Origin of the sequence: Rhizobium leguminosarum bv. viciae USDA 2370, assembly GCF_002008365.1 — a bacterium.
Taxonomy (GTDB): Bacteria; Pseudomonadota; Alphaproteobacteria; order Rhizobiales; family Rhizobiaceae; genus Rhizobium; species Rhizobium leguminosarum.
This window is the reverse complement of record NZ_MRDL01000059.1, coordinates 150634-169480: the sequence shown is the minus strand read 5'-3', so window position 1 is coordinate 169480 and position 18847 is coordinate 150634. Positions and strand designations below refer to the sequence as shown.

General features: G+C 60.3%; 17 protein-coding genes. 13 read left to right on the top strand and 4 right to left on the bottom strand.

What is annotated here, in order from left to right:
• Position 1: 1 nt before the first annotated feature.
• Genes BS629_RS34935 through BS629_RS34925 form a run of 3 tightly spaced genes read left to right on the top strand, consistent with a single transcriptional unit; the run spans position 2 to position 2932 of the window.
• Positions 2-1018, top strand: a complete 1017-nt coding sequence (locus tag BS629_RS34935) for an ABC transporter ATP-binding protein (RefSeq protein WP_018245518.1) — start codon at positions 2-4, stop codon at positions 1016-1018.
• Positions 1019-1972: an ABC transporter ATP-binding protein gene (locus BS629_RS34930; RefSeq protein ID WP_018245517.1), complete on the top strand. Its 954-nt coding sequence runs from the start codon at positions 1019-1021 to the stop codon at positions 1970-1972. It abuts the gene before it with no gap.
• Between the two features lie 24 nt (positions 1973-1996).
• Positions 1997-2932, top strand: coding sequence for a dihydrodipicolinate synthase family protein (locus tag BS629_RS34925; RefSeq protein WP_018245516.1), 936 nt, complete (start codon positions 1997-1999; stop codon positions 2930-2932).
• A 104-nt stretch (positions 2933-3036) separates the two neighbouring features.
• Here the strand turns inward: BS629_RS34925 and BS629_RS34920 are convergent, their stop codons facing one another.
• Complete coding sequence (locus tag BS629_RS34920; RefSeq protein WP_018245515.1) at positions 3037-3801, bottom strand: IclR family transcriptional regulator; 765 nt, start codon at positions 3799-3801, stop codon at positions 3037-3039.
• A gap of 193 nt (positions 3802-3994) precedes the next feature.
• On the opposite strand from BS629_RS34920, the gene BS629_RS34915 reads away from it, so the two are divergent.
• From BS629_RS34915 to BS629_RS34885, 7 genes are all read left to right on the top strand, one after another.
• Positions 3995-5569: an ABC transporter substrate-binding protein gene (locus BS629_RS34915; protein WP_018245514.1), complete on the top strand. Its 1575-nt coding sequence runs from the start codon at positions 3995-3997 to the stop codon at positions 5567-5569.
• Positions 5570-5716: 147 nt separating this feature from the next.
• Positions 5717-6571 carry an alpha/beta hydrolase gene (locus tag BS629_RS34910; protein WP_018245513.1) on the top strand — a complete coding sequence of 285 codons (855 nt, stop codon included), beginning with the start codon at positions 5717-5719 and terminating at the stop codon, positions 6569-6571.
• Positions 6568-8178, top strand: coding sequence for a gamma-glutamyltransferase (gene ggt / locus BS629_RS34905; protein ID WP_018245512.1), 1611 nt, complete (start codon positions 6568-6570; stop codon positions 8176-8178). Before BS629_RS34910 ends, ggt begins: the two co-directional genes overlap by 4 nt.
• Positions 8179-8244: 66 nt before the next feature.
• Complete coding sequence (locus BS629_RS34900) at positions 8245-9219, top strand: ABC transporter permease (protein WP_018245511.1); 975 nt, start codon at positions 8245-8247, stop codon at positions 9217-9219.
• A gap of 4 nt (positions 9220-9223) precedes the next feature.
• Positions 9224-10138 carry an ABC transporter permease gene (locus BS629_RS34895; RefSeq protein ID WP_018245510.1) on the top strand — a complete coding sequence of 305 codons (915 nt, stop codon included), beginning with the start codon at positions 9224-9226 and terminating at the stop codon, positions 10136-10138.
• Positions 10135-11112 (top strand): ABC transporter ATP-binding protein, encoded by a 978-nt coding sequence (locus tag BS629_RS34890; protein ID WP_018245509.1) that lies wholly within the window; start codon positions 10135-10137, stop codon positions 11110-11112. Before BS629_RS34895 ends, BS629_RS34890 begins: the two co-directional genes overlap by 4 nt.
• A complete protein-coding gene (locus tag BS629_RS34885) occupies positions 11112-12116 on the top strand; it encodes an ABC transporter ATP-binding protein (protein WP_026188677.1) in 1005 nt (334 codons plus the stop codon). The genes BS629_RS34890 and BS629_RS34885 overlap by 1 nt, the downstream gene beginning before the upstream one ends.
• 48 nt (positions 12117-12164) lie before the next feature.
• Here the strand turns inward: BS629_RS34885 and BS629_RS34880 are convergent, their stop codons facing one another.
• Together BS629_RS34880 and BS629_RS34870 are read right to left on the bottom strand one after the other, a co-directional pair.
• Positions 12165-12590 (bottom strand): CBS domain-containing protein, encoded by a 426-nt coding sequence (locus BS629_RS34880; protein ID WP_017957358.1) that lies wholly within the window; start codon positions 12588-12590, stop codon positions 12165-12167.
• Between the two features lie 408 nt (positions 12591-12998).
• Positions 12999-14048, bottom strand: coding sequence for an AI-2E family transporter (locus tag BS629_RS34870; protein WP_018245507.1), 1050 nt, complete (start codon positions 14046-14048; stop codon positions 12999-13001).
• 251 nt (positions 14049-14299) lie between these two features.
• Here BS629_RS34870 and BS629_RS34865 point away from each other — a divergent pair, with 251 nt between their 5' ends.
• The 3 genes from BS629_RS34865 (at position 14300) to BS629_RS34855 (ending at position 16099) form a co-directional block, all read left to right on the top strand.
• Entirely contained in the window at positions 14300-14647 is a 348-nt protein-coding gene (locus BS629_RS34865) for an alpha/beta fold hydrolase (protein ID WP_245268273.1), read from the top strand.
• Between the two features lie 227 nt (positions 14648-14874).
• Entirely contained in the window at positions 14875-15549 is a 675-nt protein-coding gene (locus BS629_RS34860; RefSeq protein WP_018444627.1) for a L,D-transpeptidase, read from the top strand.
• A gap of 13 nt (positions 15550-15562) precedes the next feature.
• Positions 15563-16099 (top strand): OmpA family protein, encoded by a 537-nt coding sequence (locus BS629_RS34855; RefSeq protein ID WP_018245504.1) that lies wholly within the window; start codon positions 15563-15565, stop codon positions 16097-16099.
• An 89-nt stretch (positions 16100-16188) separates the two neighbouring features.
• Here BS629_RS34855 and BS629_RS34850 read toward each other — a convergent pair whose 3' ends face one another.
• Positions 16189-18651 carry a glycoside hydrolase family 3 C-terminal domain-containing protein gene (locus BS629_RS34850; protein ID WP_018245503.1) on the bottom strand — a complete coding sequence of 821 codons (2463 nt, stop codon included), beginning with the start codon at positions 18649-18651 and terminating at the stop codon, positions 16189-16191.
• Between the last annotated feature and the right edge of the window lie 196 nt (positions 18652-18847).

Here is an 18847-nt window from a genome sequence, read left to right as displayed (position 1 = left end):
GATGGAACAAACCGCCGAACCCGTTCTCGACATCAAGGGATTGCGAACGATCTTCCGTACCCGCGGCGGCGAGATCACGGCGGTCAACGATATCGACCTGACCGTTGCCGCCGGCGAGACGCTTGCGCTCGTCGGCGAATCCGGCTCCGGCAAGTCGGTCACCAGCCTGTCGGTCATGCGGTTGCTCACCCGCAATATCGGCGTGATCGCCGCAGGCAGCATCCGCCTCGCGACCAGCGGCGGCGCGGTCAGAGATCTCGTTTCCCTCGACGAAGAGAGCATGCGCAGGATCAGGGGCGACGACATCGGCATGATATTCCAGGAGCCGATGTCGAGCCTCAATCCCGTCTTCACTATCGGCGACCAGATTGGCGAGCCGATTCGCATCCATCGCGGCGCCGACCGCAAGGCGGCGATGGACGCAGCCGTCGCGTTGCTTGAAAGCGTCGGCATACCGGACGCTCGACGCCGTGCCGGCCAATATCCGCACGAACTGTCGGGCGGCATGCGGCAGCGTGCGACGATCGCCATGGCGCTCGCCTGCGATCCGGCGCTGCTGATCGCCGACGAGCCGACCACGGCGCTCGACGTGACGATCCAGGCGCAGATTCTCGACCTGCTTCTCAAACTGCAGCGTGAGCGTGGCATGGCCATGCTCTTCGTCACACACAATCTCGGTGTCGTCGCCGAAATCGCCCACCGCGTTGCGGTGATGTATGCCGGCCGAATCGTCGAAGAAGGGCCGGTCGGCGAGGTTTTCCGCAATCCCAAGCATCCCTACACGATGGGCCTTCTCGCCTCCATGCCGCGCCTTGGCGATGCAGCGCGGATGAAGCAGGCCGGCGAAAAGCTCGCCGCCATTCCCGGCATGGTCCCGAGCCTGATGAACATCCCGAGCGGCTGCGCCTTTTCCCCGCGCTGCAAATTCGCGATCGATGCCTGTCGCGTCGCGGTTCCCGCGCTCGAACAGGTCAATTCGCAGCACCGCAGCCGCTGCATCAGATGGAAGGAGATCTAGATGAGCACCCCCCTGCTCTCCGTCCGCGACCTTTCGAAACACTATACTTCCCGTGGCACGCGGCTGAACATTCTCCAGGGCATCTCCTTCGATCTCGGCAAGGGTGAAGTCGTGGGGCTTGTCGGCGAATCCGGCAGCGGAAAGACCACGATCGGGCGTACCGTCCTTCGCCTCGTCGAGCCGTCGTCTGGCAGCGTCCGCTTCGACGGCACGGAACTCACAGCGCTTTCCGCCTCCGCGCTCAGACGACAACGGCCGCGCATGCAGTATATTTTCCAGGACCCCTTCGCCAGCCTGTCGCCGCGCATGACGATCGGCGAGATCCTGACAGAAGGCCTGAAGATCCAGGGGATCGGCACCGCCCGTGACAGGCTCGAACGGGCGCGGTCGGCACTGGCCCAGGTCGACCTGCCCGCCGACGCGATCAATCGCTACGCGCATGAATTTTCCGGCGGCCAGCGCCAGCGCATCGGGATCGCCCGTGCGTTGACGTTGTCACCCGAATTCATCGTCGCCGACGAGCCGGTTTCGGCGCTCGACGTGTCGATCCAGGCGCAGGTGATCAACCTGCTGCGCGAACTGCAGCAGCGGCTTGGCCTGACCATGCTGTTCATCTCGCATGACCTCGCCGTCGTCGAATATATCTGCGACCGGGTGATCGTGCTCTATCTCGGCCGCATCATGGAAGTCGCGCCGAGTGCCGATCTCTATGCGAGACCACAGCATCCCTATACGCGCGCCCTGCTCTCGGCGATTCCGTCGCCCGATCCGGATGCCCGCCGCAACAGGCAGATCCTGAAAGGCGATATTCCAAGCCCGGCCAATCCGCCGAGCGGATGTGTCTTCCGCACGCGCTGTCCAAGCGCGCTCGATGCCTGCGCCGGTACGATCCCGCAATTGCGGGAAGTCGCTCCCGGCCACCTCAAGGCCTGTATCCGCGACGACCTCAACTGATCCGCCATCCACCGGAGACAATAGATGAACGCGACGACGCCACATCCCGCCATCGGCGGAAACTGGGCGAGCCTGCTTCTACCGATCGCAGCCGATGACAGCATCGAATTCGACAAGCTCGGTGAAGAGATCGATATCCTCATCGATGCCGGCGTCGATGGTATTTATTCGAACGGCACTGCCGGCGAATTCCACAATCAGACGGAGGAGGAGTTCGACAGTATCCAGGCAATGCTGGCCGAACGCTGCAAGGCTTCCTCTATGCCATTCGTCATCGGCGCCTGCCAGCCCGATCCGCTGATCATGCTCAATCGGGTCCGCCGCGCCGCCGCGCTCGATCCCCGCGCCATTCAAGTCATATTGCCGGACTGGTGGCCGCTCAACGATGACGAAGCGGTCGACTTCCTGAAACGAGCAGCCGACGCTGCCGACGGAATTCCGCTCATCCTTTATAATCCGCCGCATGCAAAACGGGTGCTGGCGCCAAAGGCGCTGGGCATGGTCTGCGCGGCGGTGCCTGAGGTGATCGGCATCAAGCTCGCCGACGGCGACGACTCTTGGTATGCGGAGGCACGTGAACGTCTTTCCGGTCTGTCGCTCTTCGTTCCCGGTCATCATCTCGCAACCGGCATCAAACAGGGCGTCGCGGCAGGGTCCTTTTCCAATGTGGCCTGCCTTAGCCCCCGCGGCGCTCAGACCTGGACGGTCTCCATGCGAAACGATATCGACGCCGCACTCGATCTGGAACGACGCGTCTGCGCGTTCATGGACGCGCATATCGTCCCCTTCCGCCACGACCTTGGTTATTCGAACGCCGCTCTCGACAAACTCTTAAGTGCGATCGGCAATTGGGGACCCGTCGGCACCCGTTTGCGGTTTCCCTATCGTTCGATAGACACGGCAGAAGCGGTCAGGTTGCGACCTATCGCACGCTCCGAACTCCCCGATCTTTTCCCCTGAATTTGCCTAAAGAGCGGGCATGGCACGAAACAACCTGCGTTGGCTCGCCTTGATGGGCGTCGAACCGAAGAGACAAGGTCCGATATGGCGCAGGACGAAAAGTTCTACCATCCCAGCCGGGCCGATATCTTGCTGGAGGCCTCCTTCAGCAGAACGATGAAGCGGTCGACGTCGCTTTTTTGCGTGCGGAAGGCCGGGGCGCCGACATTCACCGCGGCGATCACGGATCCGTCGAATGCCAGAACCGGTACTGAGACGGAGACGAGTTGATCGCTGACTTCACCATAACTCACACAAAAACCCTGGCGGCGGATTTTATCCAATTCAGCAACCAACTTGCCACGATCCGTGATCGTGCGCTTGGTCAGCCGCGGCAAGGTCTCAGGGATCATTTGCAACTGCACCTGGGGCTGGAGATAGGCGAGAAGCACCTTGTACGAGCCCGCCGTGAGCGGCCGTCTTCGACCGATCATCGCCTGCACCCGCAAGTCGCGCATCGGTTCGAACTTTGCAATGCACAGGGATTCCCCATTGTCGATGATCCTGAGCTGGGTCGTTTCGTTCGCCTTCTGACCGACTTCTTCAAGGATAGGATTGGCTATTCGCACCAGGTCAACCTGTGTCGATGCAGCGGTCCCGAGAATGATCGCAGTCGTCCCCAGCCGGTAAGTGCCTGTCTCGCTCTTCCGCACCAGGCCGCGCCGTTCCAGTGTGCGTAACATGCGCAAAATTCTCGGCTTGGTTTCCCCGAGGTTCTGCGCCACCTCAGTCAGTCTGATATCCGGGTTTTTGGCGACATTCAGCAATACCTCGATGCAGACATCAACCGATTGCACGATATTGCTTTTTGATGGTTGTCTTTTGTCCATGGGACCAGAATTTTCTCCGCGACCAGAGCCGAAGGATTGGCACAGTTTCAGGTTACGCCTATCGTAACGTGCTTGTTTTCCGTTTGACAGCCCCCTTGAGCGCCCCTTACCAATTTGTGTCAAGAGTGGACGGGAACCTGCTCGTACCGACCAAGCAGGGTCGGCCTAAAAACGCTAAACCGGGATGGAAGAAATGGCCGCAAAAACATTAACGCGGGCAGCGATCGGGCTGCTTGGAACGATTGCTATTCCTGCAATGGTCGTCGCACAGGAAACCCCGCTGACGATCGGGATGTCGACGACGCCGACGACGCTGGATCCCCATGAAGACAGTTCGGCTCCCAACAATGCGACCTCGCGCCATATCTGGGACAGCCTGATAAACCTCACGGGAACGTCGGCAAATGCGCCGGAACTCGCCACCGAATGGAAGGTCATCGACCCTACCCACTGGGAATTCAAACTGCGGAAGGGCGTGAAATTCCATGACGGCAGCGAGTTCAACGCCGATGACGTCATCGCTTCGCTTCTGCGCGCCCGCGACAAGCCCAGCCAGAGCTTTGCTTCTTACACCCGCAATATTGTCAATGTCACGGCCACGGATCCCTATACCATCGTCGTCGAGACGAAGGTTCCGGATCCGATCCTGTTGAATTCCGTCAGCCGAATTCGCATTGTCAGCGCCGATTGCAAGGAGGCGCCAGTCCAGGATTTCGACAACGGCAAGTGTGCAATCGGAACCGGGGCATATTCCTTCGTCTCCTATTCGCCAGGCAGCAACCTGACCTTGAAGCGCAATGACAGCTATTTTGCTGGCCCCTCGCACTGGTCCAACGTCACGCTCCGCTTCCTGCCCGATGACGGCGCCCGTCTGGCATCGCTTCTTTCCAACGAGATCGACATTGTCGAAACCCTTCCTGCCGATGGAATGGCACGCGTGGAAGCGAGCAATAATCTGCAGATCATCAATGGCCGGTCTTCCCGCTTTGTTTATCTTGGCCTTGATGTGAGCCGCGACGTTTCGCCTTTCGTGAAGGCTGCGGATGGCTCCGATCTCGACAAGAACCCACTCAAGGATGAACGGGTGCGTCGCGCAATGCTGATGTCGATCAACCGGCCGGCAATCGTCGACCGCGTCATGCAGAAGAACGGCACGGTGGCCGACCAATTCGTCGCCCAAGGCTATGCGGGCTATTCCGAAAAAGTCGAGAAGGTGGGCTATGATCCCGCTGCCGCCAAGGCGCTTCTGGCCGAGGCCGGTTATCCCGATGGCTTCAGCCTGACCCTGCATGGCCCCTCTGGCCGTTACGTCAAGGATGCCGAAGTTCTGCAGGCGGTCGGCCAGATGTTCACGCGCATCGGCATCAAATCGAAAGTCGAGGTCCTGCCTTGGTCGATGTATTCGGAAGCCTATTCAAAAGGCACCTACAGCACCTATTTCGGCTCCTGGGGTGTGAACACCGGTGAAACCACCAATCCGACTGTTGCGCTGGTCGCAACGCGCGACGAGAAAAAGGGGACCGGCAGATATAACGGCGGCGGCGTGTCCGATCCGAAGATCGACGAGGTGCTGGCCAAGGCCAGTTCGACGCTCGATGAAGCTGCACGCGCGCCCCTTCTCGAGGAACTGTCGACCGAGACCTTCAACAACCTCTGGCTCCTCCCGATGCATTACGAAAACGTCGTGCTGGGCGCAAAGAAGACCGTGTCCTACACCCCGCGTGGCGACAAATATACGCTCGCTTACGACGTAAAGCCGGCGGACTAATGCATGCCGTCCAAAAGCGTGCCGCGGTTTTGGGACAAATAAAGATTTGAAGTGCGTCGCATCGATCCATTCGATGCGACGCGGTTTAAAACAGCAGCATGGGACCGCACCAAGGCCGTCCCTTTCTTCATCTCCCAGGAGACATTCATGCAGGAACTTGGAACGGGCGAAGCCGTCGCCCGGGCGAAGGCCATCTATGACTATGGCCAGACGGCCATCTTCGCATCTCAGGCCGATCCCCGCCTCCATATGGTGCTTTATGTGCCACCGACGGCGGCAGATGGCCGCAAGCTCGACCTCCTGGTCGCGGTCCACGGCACCGGGCGCACGTCGGCCATCGACTTCCGCGACGGTTTTGCCGAATTCGGGCTCTACAACGACTGTGCCATCCTTTGCCCGATCTTCCCGGTCGGCGTTCTCGGCGACGGTGCGCGTTCCGGCTACAAGTTTCTTGAGGAAGGCGACATCCGCTACGATCAGGTCGTCCTTGCCATGGTCGCGGAGATGGCCGACAAATACCGCCAGGACTGGTCCAAATTCGCCATGTTCGGCTTCTCCGGCGGCGGGCATTTCGTGCACCGTTTCACCATCCTGCATCCGGAAAAGCTCTGGGCGGCATCGATCGGCGCACCTGGTTCCGTCACCCTTCTGGATCCGACGCGTGACTGGTGGATCGGCATTCGAGATCTGGAGGCGCGCTTCGGCAAGGCCTTCCAGCCCGAATATCTCGCCATGGTGCCGGTGCATATGATCGTCGGCGACGCCGATCTGGAAACCTGGGAAATCACCCATAAGCCGGGTGGCAAATACTACATGGATGGCGCCAACGACGCCGGCAAAACGCGGCCGGAGCGCCTCGCCGCCCTGGCGAGTTCATTCCGCGAAGCGGGTGTCGATGTGAGGTTCGATCGTGTTCCAGGCGTCTCTCACGACCGGATGAAAGTTCTCGGCCACGTCAAGGCCTTCCTGGCAAAGGTGCTGGAGGGGCGGCGCGCGAAATGAGAAATGCAACGATCGTAGCGCCTCAGCCGGAGGCAGTCGAAGCCGGTGCGGAAGTTCTCGAACGCGGCGGCAATGCCATCGATGCAGCACTCGCCTGTGCCTTCGTCCAGGGCGTGGTCGACCCGCAGATGGCCGGCATCGGCGGCTTCGGCTCCATGCATGTCTACATGCCGAAAAAGGGCGTGCACGAGATCCTCGAATTTTATGCGCGGGCGCCGTTGAAGGCTGCGCCGGACATGTGGCTCGACAAGATCAAGCACCAGAGCCGCGACGGTTTCGGCTATGTGCTTGAAGGCAATATTTCCGATATCGGCTATCTTGCCGTCTGCACCCCCGGCTCGCTCAAGGGCTATGAGACCGCGCTGCGCGACTACGGCACCTTCGATTGGGCCGATCTCATCAAGCCGGCTATCCGCCTTGCCCGTAACGGTTTCATGATCCGAAACCACATGCACTGGTATTGGGCCAAGGACCAGTCGAATGACGGTTTTGCCAACACGCTCGACAAGCTGCGCTTTTCTGCAACGGGCCGGAAAATCTATTTCCACGACGACGGTACGCTCAAGAACGTCGGCGACCTGCTCGTCAACAAGGACATGGCAGAGACCCTCGAACGCATCGCGCGAAGCGGTGGCTCGGACATCTTCTATCACGGCGAACTGGCCGAACAGATCGCCGGCGATTTCAAGGCAAATGGCGGCTTGATCGATCGGGAGGATCTGGCGCGTTACGAATTGTCGAAGGTAGAACCGGTTTGGGGCGACTACCGCGACAACCGCATCGCCACCTCGCCTCCGCCAGGCTCGGGCTTTCCGATGCTGGAACTCCTCCATATCATGGAGCAGTTCGACGTCGGCTCGCTGCAGCATGGCAGCGCCGAACATGTCCGCATCCTGTTCGAGGCCATGAAGCGGATGACGATCGACAAGGACGCGCATATGGGCGATCCCGCCTATGTCGACGTGCCCTATGAAAAGCTGCTGTCGAAAGAGCATGCAAAGGCGCATGCTGGCGCGATCAAGGCAGGTGAGATCGCCAGCGTATCGCGCCTTGATGGATCGCAGCGCGACACCACGCATATCTCGGTGATCGACAAGGACGGCAATGCCGTCGCGATGACCCACACCCTCGGCAGTCCCTCGGGCGCGATCACCGACGGCCTCGGCTTCATGTACAATGGCACGATGAGCCGCTTTAACCCGGTTCCCGGTAAGCCCGGCTCCATCGCGCCCGGCAAGCGGCGTCCAAGTTCGGCTGCGCCGACGATCGTCTTCAAGGACGGCGAGCCCAGCATCGTCATCGGAGCGCCAGGCGGCAGCTATATCGCGCCCGCGGTTGCGCAATGCCTGATGAACATGATCGATTTCGACATGTCCGTGCTCGAAGCCGTCTCGGCGCCGAGGATCGTAGGGGTGTCAAACACGATCGACATCTGCAATCGCATTCGACACTCTGTCGAAGACGAGCTTCGGGCGCAAGGCTATCAGGTGGCGCGGTCGCCGCAGACATATGCGTTCGCCGCAGTCCACGCGATCAAGATTGACGGCGGCATCTCGAAAGGCGCGGCCGATCCGCAGCGCGACGGGATGGCCATCTCCGTCGCCTAGATTCAAAGTGTTACAGCGTCCTTTGCGGTTCTCGAAAAGACGCGCGGCGCTGTAGGGAGAGGTTCAATGGTCACATCCATTATCAGGCGGTTGATACAGGCGCTCTTCGTCATTGTCGCGATGACGATCATTGTCTTCATCGGCGTCAATGTGATCGGCAACCCGGTCGACATCCTCATCAACCCGGACGCCAATCAGGCGGAGCGGGCACTCGTCATCGCGCATTACGGTCTGGATCAGCCGCTGTGGAAACAGTATCTGCTGTTTCTCCAAGGACTTCTGCACGGGGATTTCGGCAACAGCTTCGTTTATGGGCGGCCGGCGCTGGGTCTGATCCTCGAACGTCTCCCAGCGACGCTCGAACTGGCGATCACGGCTCTCGGCATCGCGCTGCTGTTCGGCTTGCCGCTTGGGCTGTATGCAGGGCTCTACCCCAATAGGATTTCCTCCAAGCTCATCATGAGCGGCTCGATTCTGGGCTTCTCGCTTCCGACCTTCTGGGTCGGTCTCATGCTGATCATGGTGTTTTCCGTCGAGCTCGGCTGGTTGCCGACGAATGGCCGCGGCCCGACGCAGGAGCTGCTCGGCGCACAATGGTCGTTTCTGACCGCAGACGGCATCCGGCACCTCTTATTGCCGGCCTTCAACCTGGCTCTGTTCAAGACGTCGCTCATTCTTCGGCTGACCCGTGCCGGCGTGCAGGAGGTCCTTCCCCAGGACTATGTGAAGTTTGCCCGCGCCAAGGGATTGCGAGAGCGGCGGATCATTTCCGTGCACGTTCTCAAGAACCTGATGATCCCGGTGGTGACGATTATCGGTCTCGAGTTCGGCTCACTCATCGCCTTTTCGGTCGTCACCGAAAGCATCTTTGCGTGGCCGGGCATGGGCAAGCTCATCATCGACTCGATCAACCTTCTCGATCGCCCCGTCATCGTCGCCTACCTGATGATGATGGTGCTGCTCTTCGTCGTCCTCAACTTCATCATCGACATCTGTTATACCCTTCTGGATCCGCGGGTCCGGCTGGAAGGAAAGGCTTGACCCCATGGCCGAACCACACACGCAAGACACAAGCGCTCCAACGCCCGAACCCAGTCGTCTGTCGAAAGGGATCGCGGATTTCTTCAGCTCTCCGGCAGCTGCGATCGCCTTCCTCACGCTGGTGATCATCTGCTGCCTGGCGCTGTTTGCGCCATGGATCTCTCCGCAAAATCCCTATGATTTGATGCAGCTCGACATCATGGATGGACGACTGCCGCCGGGGTCCGAATCCATGACCGGGCTCGTCTATCACCTCGGTACCGACAGCCAGGGCCGCGATATCCTGTCCGGCATCCTCTATGGGCTGCGCACCTCTTTGCTGGTGGGTGTTCTGTCGGCTTTCGCCGCTGCCATCATCGGAACCTCAGCCGGCTTGTTCGCCGCTTACATGGGAGGGCGCACGGAAACCGCGATGATGCGGCTCGTCGACCTGCAGCTGTCGTTTCCCACAATATTGATGGCGCTCATGATGCTCGCCGTGCTCGGCAAGGGTGTGCCCAATGTCGTGATCGCACTGATCATCGCCGAGTGGGCGACCTATGCCCGCACGGTCCGCGGCACCGCTCTGGTCGAGCGCGAGAAGGAATATATCGAGGCGGCCCGGATGCTGCGCCTGCCCGGATGGCGCATCCTCTTCAGGCACCTGCTGCCGAACTGTCTTGCGCCGGTCATCGTCATCGCCACGATGCAGATCGCGAGGGCAATCGGCCTCGAAGCAACCTTGTCCTTCCTCGGTCTCGGTGCATCTGTGACCGAACCCTCGCTCGGCATGCTGATCTCGACGGGCTACCAGTATCTTCTGACAGGCCTCTACTGGATCAGCTTCTTTCCTGGCATTGCCCTTCTGGTCACGATCGCGGCGATCAATCTCGTCGGTGACCGGCTGCGCGATGTGCTCAACCCGAGGAACATGTCATGACCCCATTGCTGCAAGTGAGCAATCTTGTCACCGAATTCGGCGGCGGCAGGGGACGCCCCAGCCTTTGCGCCGTCAATGATGTGTCGTTCACGGTGGAGCGCGGCAAGGTCCTTGGTCTCGTGGGAGAATCCGGATCCGGAAAGTCGGTGACCGGCTTCTCGATCATGCGGCTCCTCGATAAACCCGGCCGGGTTGCCGGCGGCCGGATCATCTTCGACGGCGCCGACATCGCGAAATATTCGGACGAAGAGATGCGGCAGCTGCGCGGCAAGCGGATCGCCATGGTATTCCAGGATCCGACGATGACGCTCAACCCGGTCCTGACGGTCGGGACGCAGATGGTGGAAGCCGTTCAGGCACACGAGCGAGTCCCGAAGGATGCCGCCCGGCAGCGGGCGCGGGATGCTTTGGCGCTCGTCGGAATACCAAGCCCTGAAGAGAGGCTTGCCGCCTATCCGCATCAATTTTCCGGCGGAATGCGCCAGCGCGTGGCGATTGCCATCGCGCTTCTTCACAAGCCGGACCTTATCATCGCCGATGAACCGACAACGGCGCTTGATGTGACGATCCAGAGCCAGATCATTTCCGAATTCCAGAAACTCACCGAAGAGGGAAATACGGCGGTGATCTGGATCACCCACGATCTGGCGATCGTTTCAAGATTGGCCGACGAGATCGCCGTCATGTATGCCGGCCGCCTCGTCGAGACCGGACCGGTGGGCAAGGTTCTGACTGATCCTCACCATCCCTACACTGCCGGTCTGATCGCGTCGGTGCCTTCGCAAAACAGACGCGGAGAGCCCCTTCACCAGATCCGCGGCATGACACCGGCCATCAACCGCCTCCCACAGGGATGTAGTTTTCGTACGCGTTGTGATCGGGCAACCGACGGCTGCCTGGTCATGCCAGAGCTCATGCCGGAAGGCGATCGCTCCTTCCGCTGCATTCATCCCGTAACGAAAGAATTAGCATGATGACCGCGACCGCCGCGCCCCTGATCGAAGTGAGGAACGTGTCGCAGCGCTTCGGAGCCAAGCCCGATTTGGCCGCCAAGATCGCGCTCAAGCTCAAGCTGGCCAAACCCGCGCCTGTCGTTCACGCGCTTGACAACGTCAGCCTCAGCATTCGGCCCGGAGAGGTTGTCGGCCTTGTCGGTGAAAGCGGCTGCGGGAAGTCGACGCTCGGCCGCGCCATTGCAGGGATCACCTCGCCGAGCCAGGGTCACATTCTCTGGAAGGGGATGGATCGAAGCGCCATGTCGAAAGGCGAGCAGCATCAGTTTGGTCTCGCCAGCCAGATGATTTTCCAGAACCCGATGGCGGCTCTCAATCCGCGCATGACCGTCGAGGAGCTTATCTGGGAGGCGCCTCGAACGCATGGGCTTGCCCGCTCGGCGGAACGCGACGCCTATGTCGACAGATACTTAATGCTGGCCGGTTTCGACCCGGCCATGAAAAAGCGATACCCGCACCAGTTTTCCGGTGGCCAGCGGCAGCGCGTCAATATTGCGCGCGCGCTCGCCGTGCAGCCGAAATTCCTCGTCTGTGACGAAAGCGTTGCAGCGCTCGACGTTTCCATCCAGGCTCAGGTCATCAACCTGTTCATGGAACTTCGTGACAAGCTTGACCTGACCTATTTGTTCGTCAGTCATGATCTCGGCGTTGTGGAACATATTTCCGACCGCGTTGCGATCATGTATCTCGGCCGCATCGTCGAAGAGGCGCCCGTCGAGGAGGTTTTCAGGCGGCCCAATCATCCGTACACGAAAGCGCTCTTGGCCGAGGTGCCGCGCATCGAACCCGGCAAGCGACAGTTCAAACCCGTCGATGGCGAACTCCCCAGCCCGATAAACCCGCCGAAAGGCTGTCACTTTCATCCGAGATGCCCGTTCGCGATGGACCGCTGTCATATGGAAGTGCCGGTGAAAAAGGAAATTGCACCGGGGCATTTGTCGGCTTGCCATCTCAATGATGAATGATCTCAAACGACAGGATCCTGATTGCTTCAGGCCTAAAATCATCCTCCTCTAGTGTGCATGAGCGCCGCCCGGTCGGGAAACTTTTTTCAACCCGGCTCCCGCTGCAGCGGTGTCCGCCAGGGACGCATCGCCAAGCGAGATGACGCCGGTAAGGCGTTTGTCACGATTGACGACGGGAAGGCGGCGGACCTGGACCTGCCCCATATTGCGGGTCACGTCGTCGACATCTTCGTCTTCGAAACAATATTTGACATCGCGTGACATGACTTCGCGCACCTTTGCATCGCCCCCGAGTCCATCGGCAAGCCCACGCACGACGAGATCGCGATCCGTGATCGTTCCGACGAGCCGGTCGTTGTCGCCGACCGGCAGGAAGCCGATCTGCCTGTCGGCCATGCATCTCGCGATTTCGGCTATCGTCTGATTAGGGTTGGCGATTTCTACATCGCGAGACATGATCTCTGACACTTTCATGGTCTTTCCTCCTGCCTTTTACGGTTAGTGGACGTCGAATGTTCCGGTGAGAGTCGTTTCCGAAACGACGTGGTTGCGGCTCCTGCCACCCTCTCGATGGGGCACTGAGTGTCGCTATCCGGATCCGGCCAGAGCACCTGGACTTCTGCCGGCAGTCCGTGGCGCACTTTCCGCACCTCGCCCGGGCGTCGATGAAAGCTCGTCGTTCACCGCAGACTAGCTGCCGATCAGGTCCCTGCTCGGCCATCAGATCGTCGTGCCGCATATTTGTGGTTTGCCGCGTCTTATCGAAGACGGCGACACCCGGAGCGCTCATGGCTCCACCCCCATGATGATGGTTCGAATCTATGAAACCGGTCAGGGAGACGAAAGTTCCGGAAGCCATCGGTAAATGCTCCGGTCGCATCGTCAGGAATCCGACGTGCCCTCCTCCTCCACGAATATCCCCCAAGCGGCGATGAAGAGAGCGGCGATCAGTGGCCCGATCACGAAACCATTGATGCCTAGTAGAGAAATGCCGCCAATGGTGGAAATGAGGACAACATAGTCGGGAAGCTTGGTCTCTCTGCCGACCAGAGACGGCCGCAGCAGATTATCGACAAGACCGATGACGAGGGCGCCTACCGCAACCAGCACAATCGCCTTCACCCAAAAGCCGGCCAGAGCCAGGTAAATGGCCGTGGGGACCCAGATCAATGCGGCGCCGACCGCAGGCAGCAGCGACAGGAAACTCATCAGCACGCCCCACAGAAGGGCTGGCTCGACGCCAAGGGCCCAGAAGGCGATTCCGCCGATCGAACCCTGGATGATGGCGATGATAATATTGCCTCGCACGGTCGCGTGAACGACCGAAGTGAATTTGGAGGTGAAGCGAAGTGTATGGGCATCGCTGAGAGGCAGCGCTCTTCTGATGGCGCGGGCAAGGGCGCGCCCATCCCGGAACATGAAGAACAGGAGATAGAGCATCACGCCGAAGGTGACGAAGAACCGCACGGTGTTCTGACCGAGGCTCAAGGCGCGTCCGGCAAAAAAACCGCCGCCCTGCATCAATGCCGAGGAAACGCGGTCCTGAAACGTATCGACGCCGTTCAGCTCGATGCTCCGGAGCCAGTCGCGGAGGAACAAGGGCAATGCTTCCTGCAGATTATGAATAAAGCTCCGGACGTCGATCTCGCCGGTGTCCATACGTTGGTAGAGATGGTTGCCCTGCTGGACGAGTGAACTGAGGACGATCAGCCCGGGAATGATAACGACGCAGAGGCAGATCAACACAGACAGCGCTGCAGCAAGGTTTCCCCGCCCACCCAGCCGCGCCTCGATACGGGCGTGAAGCGGGAAGAAGATGATAGCGAGGACGACTGCCCAGAATATCGCCGAATAGAACGGTAGCACGACGGCGACGAACGCAATGGTCACGAGGACCAGAAGCACATAGAAACTGACACGCTGAAGGAGCATTCGATCTTTCCGCTTCGAGACCGCGATGATGGTAGCACAGATAAGGCGGCAGCGCTGAGCCGCCCGTCCATCCTACTCTAGCGGCTCAATGCCGTAGGCGCCGTCCCGACGGGAACTTCTTCTTCCGATTTAGTTATGCGCCTCATGTTAGTGAAGCCTGTCCAGCCGACGTTCGGAATAACAATTCACGTCGCAGATCAGGACGTTCACATCCTTGGCGGTGGCAACTCACATGGCATTCCAGTCCCTGCATGGCTGCGGCAGTCTTTGCGCAGGAAATTTTGCTTCCCTTCGACAACAGCGATATCCGGATCATTGCTCCCGACCGGCCCGGCTATGGACTGAGCACGCCGGCTGCACCGGCTGAGCGTGGACATGAGGGACAGTCCTTCTGGCTTGAACGCCTTCTCACGTCTCTTGACCTGTCGGAGGTGAGGATCGTTGCGCACTCGATCGGCAGCGCAGCGGCGTTACACCTTGCTGCAAGAAGACCAGAAGTGTCGGGCATTTGCCCCATCATGTGGTCCCAGGCCTTTCGCGAGAGATGCTTTGTGATCTTGTGGAGGCATTCGCACAAGAAAAGGAACTGCCGCGTGTGAAGAGCATCGGCTCGGAAAGAGTACATGCCGATCTTCAAAGGCGATGAATGCCCGGCCCCTTAACTCGAAGCGCCGCGGCATTCCAGAGTAACAATGGGGCAATACCAGACACAGGAGGCCCGTGAACCGATCTCCGCCTTTAGGGAGGATATGATTTTTCTGTTGTGGCAAATGAAAAATCTGATTTACTGACACTTCGCTGCTTGGCTTTAAGGGGGATATTGCCGATGCCGTGGACACGCAGAAATATTGTGCTTGGTGGATTGGCGTTACTTGGCGCCGGTGCGGTCCAGAAACCGGCATTCGCCGCCGCATCTTCCAATTTTGCCGGCACCGCCGTCGACAATGGCGTGACGTTCCAAAAGACCAACTTCGCCAAGATCGACAAGAAGTGGCACCGCCAGGTTGTCAAATATTTCAGCAGCGAGCCGATCGGCACCGTCGTCGTCGATACAAGGCACCATTTTCTCTACGTGATCATGGAGAACAAGACGGCCATCCGCTATGGCGTCGGCGTCGGCCGCGAGGGCTTCAAATGGTTTGGCCGCGCCACGATCGACGCTAAATCGCTTTGGCCGCGCTGGACGCCGCCGCCGGAGATGCGCAAGCGCCATCCTGAACTGCCCGAATTCGTGGCCGGAGGTTCACCGAAAAATCCACTTGGTCCCCGCGCCATGTATCTGCATCGCGACGGCGTCGACACCGGTTATCGCTTCCACGGCACGCTTGAGCCGTGGAGCATCGGCAAGGATGCCTCCAGCGGCTGTATCCGCATGTTCAACGAAGACGCCATCGATCTTTACCAGCGTTGCCCCATCGGCACCGCGGTGCAGGTTCTGCCGCACATTGCCGACCAGGCTGAAAGTGCCGCGCAGGTCAGCCAAATAACTCCGGTCGAATGAGGAATATCCGCTGATGTCTGCTCCGACCGGATACATGAGGCAGCTTATGGCCGCGGCCATGCTCCTGGCGCTTACCGCCTGCACCACAACCAAGGTCGCGTCTCTGGAAGAACCCGCTGCGGCGCCGATGAGCGGCCAGACCAACGATCCGGCGCCCGGTTTCGAAACCGTCGCGGCTGGCAGTGAAGAGGATTTCATCCTCAATGTCGGCCGAAGGATCTACTTCAAGCAGGACTCCGCGACGCTCGATTCCGTCGCCATGGCAACATTGGACAACCAGGCCATCTGGCTGAACAAGAACCCGACTTGGCTGCTCAAGCTGCAGGGATTTGCCGACGATTCCGGTTCGGCATCCCAAATGGAGACGCTGTCGCAGAAGCGCGCCGATGCGGCGATGGCCTATCTCGTCTCGAAGGGCGTGGACGCCAGGCGCATGTGGGCCAAGGGCTACGGCAACGACCGCGAAGTGCGCGACTGCACGGAGCGCTCCTGCAAGGTGCAGAACCGGCGCGTCGTCACCAATCTCCGCTCTCAGCCCGACGCGGCCTGATTCAGCTCGAACCAACGCTTGGCGCAGACGCGCCAAGCGCGATCGGCCGGGCTCAGCTCGAATACGATATGGATCTCGCCAGCCTGCCTTTAATTCGAAGATGGCAGTACATATTCGAGTGGTGACGGCAGATCGATGATGAACCTGATATCCGCGGCATTCGCAGCCACCACCAGCTGGTAGTCGCCGGCTTCGGCGCGGAAGGCGCCGGCCCCGACGTCGAAATAGGCGAGGTCGCGCGGCATGATCTTCATTTCGGCCGTGCCGGTCTCACCGGGCAGCAGCGAAAGCTTTGCGAAGGCGCGCAGTTCCTTGTCCGGCCGCTCCACCTTTGACTTTGGCGAACGCACATAGAGCTGTACCAGTTCCGATCCGGCCCGATCGCCGATATTTGTCAGATCGATGCTGACCGTCACGCCTTCGGCACCCATTTCGCTCGCCGACTGGCGCGGCTCGCTCCAGCTGAAGCGCGTATAGCCAAGGCCGAAACCGAAGGGGAAGAGCGGTTCGACAGCACGCGTATCGTGATGACGATAGCCGACGAAGACGCCTTCGGCATAGCGTACATGCCCATCCTTACCCGGATAGACGGCCGGATCGCCTGTGATGGCGGAATTGTCGGCAAGCGCCTTCGGGAATGTCTGCGGCAGGCGTCCGCCGGGCTCGACATCGCCGAATAGGACATCGGCGACGGCATTGCCCAGCTCCTGCCCAGGATACCAGATCTGCAGAACGGCGCGAACCTTGCCGAGCCACGGCATTTCCACCGGACCGCCGGTCTGCAGCACGACCACGGTGTTGGCGTTGGCGGCCGCAACCCGCTCGATCAGCTCTTCCTGCCGCCCCGGAAGCCGCATGTCGGGCAGGTCCAAGCCCTCGGTATCCCATTCGCCGTCGCGGCCGACGAAGAGAAGCGCCACATCGGCATTCAGCGCCGTCTCGACGGCATCTTCGATATCGGCCTCGCCCAAGGGCTTTTCGACGCCGAACCGAATGGCCGTGAGGTTGATCCCCTCTTCGTTCGCCACCGGCGGGTCATATTCGACGGTGACGGCATGGGCTTTGCCCGCATCGAGCGCTACCGTGCCGCGCTGTTCGTCATTGGCCGTGCCGAAATAGTTTTCGCCGCGTGCCCAGCCGTCATGGCCGTCAACCGTCAGCCTGCCATCGACGAAGAGCCGCGCCAGTCCGGCATTGGTCATGCCGAAGACATGATCGCCGCTCTCCCCCGGCACGAATTGCATCGTCATCCGTGCCGAGAAATCGGTGGGGTCGAGCTCGGCCGCCGGCAGTTCGAACCAAAAGAACTCACCCTTGTCGACGGTCTCGACATGAAGCGGAGTGCCCCGGCAGCCGCGTCCCTTGAAATATTCGACGGTGATCTTTCCCTTGGCCACCTCGATCAGACGGTTATGGCGGCAGCCGACGGCGTGGCTGACGCTATTGGCATTGGAAAGGGCGGCTCGAATCCCTTCGAGCGGACTGACCACGTAATGCGCCGCGATCTGCGCGCTGCCACCGCCCATGACGCGCGCGCTCGCGGCGTTGGGTCCGATGACGGCGATCCGGTCGAGCGACGTCTTGGCAAGCGGCAGTATGCCGTCGTTCTTCAAAAGGACTGCGCCCTCTGCGCCGAGACGCCGGATCAGCGCCCGGTCTTCCGGCAGGTCGACCGCCTGCTCCGTAAGGTCGGGCTTCTTCTCGAACGCGCCGACCCGCTCGAGTAGAAGCAGGATCCGCTGCGCCGCCGCCCGCACGGTGGCGGCTTCGACCCTGCCCTCGCGCACGGCCGCAACCAGCTTCTCGCCGCGATCGCGCGCCGGGCCGGGCATCTCGAGATCAAGCCCGGCATTGATCGTCTCGGCCGTCGAATGCGAACCGAACCAGTCGGACATGACGATGCCGTCGAATCCCCATTCCTGGCGCAGCACCTTGGTCAGCAGCCACTCATGCTCGCTCGTATAGGTGCCGTTGAGGCGGTTATAGGAGGACATGACGGCCATCACGCCGGCGCGTTTGACAGCCTGTTCGAAGGGCGGAAAGTAGATTTCGCGCAGCGTCCGCTCGTCGACATCGGAAGACATGGTCTGCCGCTCTATCTCGGATTCATTGCCGGCGAAGTGCTTGATCGTCGCCGCGATCCCCTGGCTCTGCACGCCTTTGATATAGGCGACGGCGAGTTCCGCGGTCAGCATCGGATCCTCGGAATAACATTCGAAATTTCGCCCGTTGAGGCCGGAACGATGGATATTCACCGTAGGCGCGAGCAGTACGGCGGCACCCTTGCTCTTCGCCTGGTGGGCAAGCGCCACACCCATGCGCTCGACCAGATCGGGATTCCAGGTGGCGCCGAGCGCGATGGCGGTGGGAAAACAGGTCGCCTTGACGCCGCCGACCAGCGAACCGGCGCCGCGGGCGCCATTCGGTCCGTCCGTCACCTTGATCTTCGGCACATCAAGACGCTCGACGGGAACCGTCGTCCAGAAATCGGCGCCGGACAACAGGGAGACCTGCTCCTCGAGCGTCATCTTGTCGAGAATGGAATCGATCATGCAAACCTCCCCTTCAATGGAATTCGGTTGCCGTGAAGTATTGCCGGAGCAAGCGCGGTGCTAACCCATCGGCGGCAAACGCGCACTTCTCAGCACGTAAGGTAGTTCGTAAACCTACCGAGTACTCGGTATTTTTAAGATGTCAACTGGCGAAGCCTAATGTATGGATAAAGAGCGCCGGAGAAACCGACGGGAG

Bases quoted from the DNA above. Each gene is read 5' to 3' on its own strand.
- BS629_RS34865 (WP_245268273.1), top strand. From the start codon at position 14,300: ATGGCTGCGGCAGTCTTTGCGCAGGAAATTTTGCTTCCCTTCGACAAC.
- BS629_RS34885 (WP_026188677.1), top strand. From the start codon at position 11,112: ATGACCGCGACCGCCGCGCCCCTGATCGAAGTGAGGAACGTGTCGCAG.
- BS629_RS34895 (WP_018245510.1), top strand. From the start codon at position 9,224: ATGGCCGAACCACACACGCAAGACACAAGCGCTCCAACGCCCGAACCC.
- BS629_RS34880 (WP_017957358.1), bottom strand. From the start codon at position 12,590: ATGAAAGTGTCAGAGATCATGTCTCGCGATGTAGAAATCGCCAACCCT.
- BS629_RS34870 (WP_018245507.1), bottom strand. From the start codon at position 14,048: ATGCTCCTTCAGCGTGTCAGTTTCTATGTGCTTCTGGTCCTCGTGACC.
- BS629_RS34935 (WP_018245518.1), top strand. From the start codon at position 2: ATGGAACAAACCGCCGAACCCGTTCTCGACATCAAGGGATTGCGAACG.
- BS629_RS34890 (WP_018245509.1), top strand. From the start codon at position 10,135: ATGACCCCATTGCTGCAAGTGAGCAATCTTGTCACCGAATTCGGCGGC.
- ggt (WP_018245512.1), top strand. From the start codon at position 6,568: ATGAGAAATGCAACGATCGTAGCGCCTCAGCCGGAGGCAGTCGAAGCC.
- BS629_RS34910 (WP_018245513.1), top strand. From the start codon at position 5,717: ATGCAGGAACTTGGAACGGGCGAAGCCGTCGCCCGGGCGAAGGCCATC.
- BS629_RS34850 (WP_018245503.1), bottom strand. From the start codon at position 18,651: ATGATCGATTCCATTCTCGACAAGATGACGCTCGAGGAGCAGGTCTCC.
- BS629_RS34855 (WP_018245504.1), top strand. From the start codon at position 15,563: ATGTCTGCTCCGACCGGATACATGAGGCAGCTTATGGCCGCGGCCATG.
- BS629_RS34920 (WP_018245515.1), bottom strand. From the start codon at position 3,801: ATGGACAAAAGACAACCATCAAAAAGCAATATCGTGCAATCGGTTGAT.
- BS629_RS34930 (WP_018245517.1), top strand. From the start codon at position 1,019: ATGAGCACCCCCCTGCTCTCCGTCCGCGACCTTTCGAAACACTATACT.
- BS629_RS34925 (WP_018245516.1), top strand. From the start codon at position 1,997: ATGAACGCGACGACGCCACATCCCGCCATCGGCGGAAACTGGGCGAGC.
- BS629_RS34900 (WP_018245511.1), top strand. From the start codon at position 8,245: ATGGTCACATCCATTATCAGGCGGTTGATACAGGCGCTCTTCGTCATT.
- BS629_RS34915 (WP_018245514.1), top strand. From the start codon at position 3,995: ATGGCCGCAAAAACATTAACGCGGGCAGCGATCGGGCTGCTTGGAACG.
- BS629_RS34860 (WP_018444627.1), top strand. From the start codon at position 14,875: ATGCCGTGGACACGCAGAAATATTGTGCTTGGTGGATTGGCGTTACTT.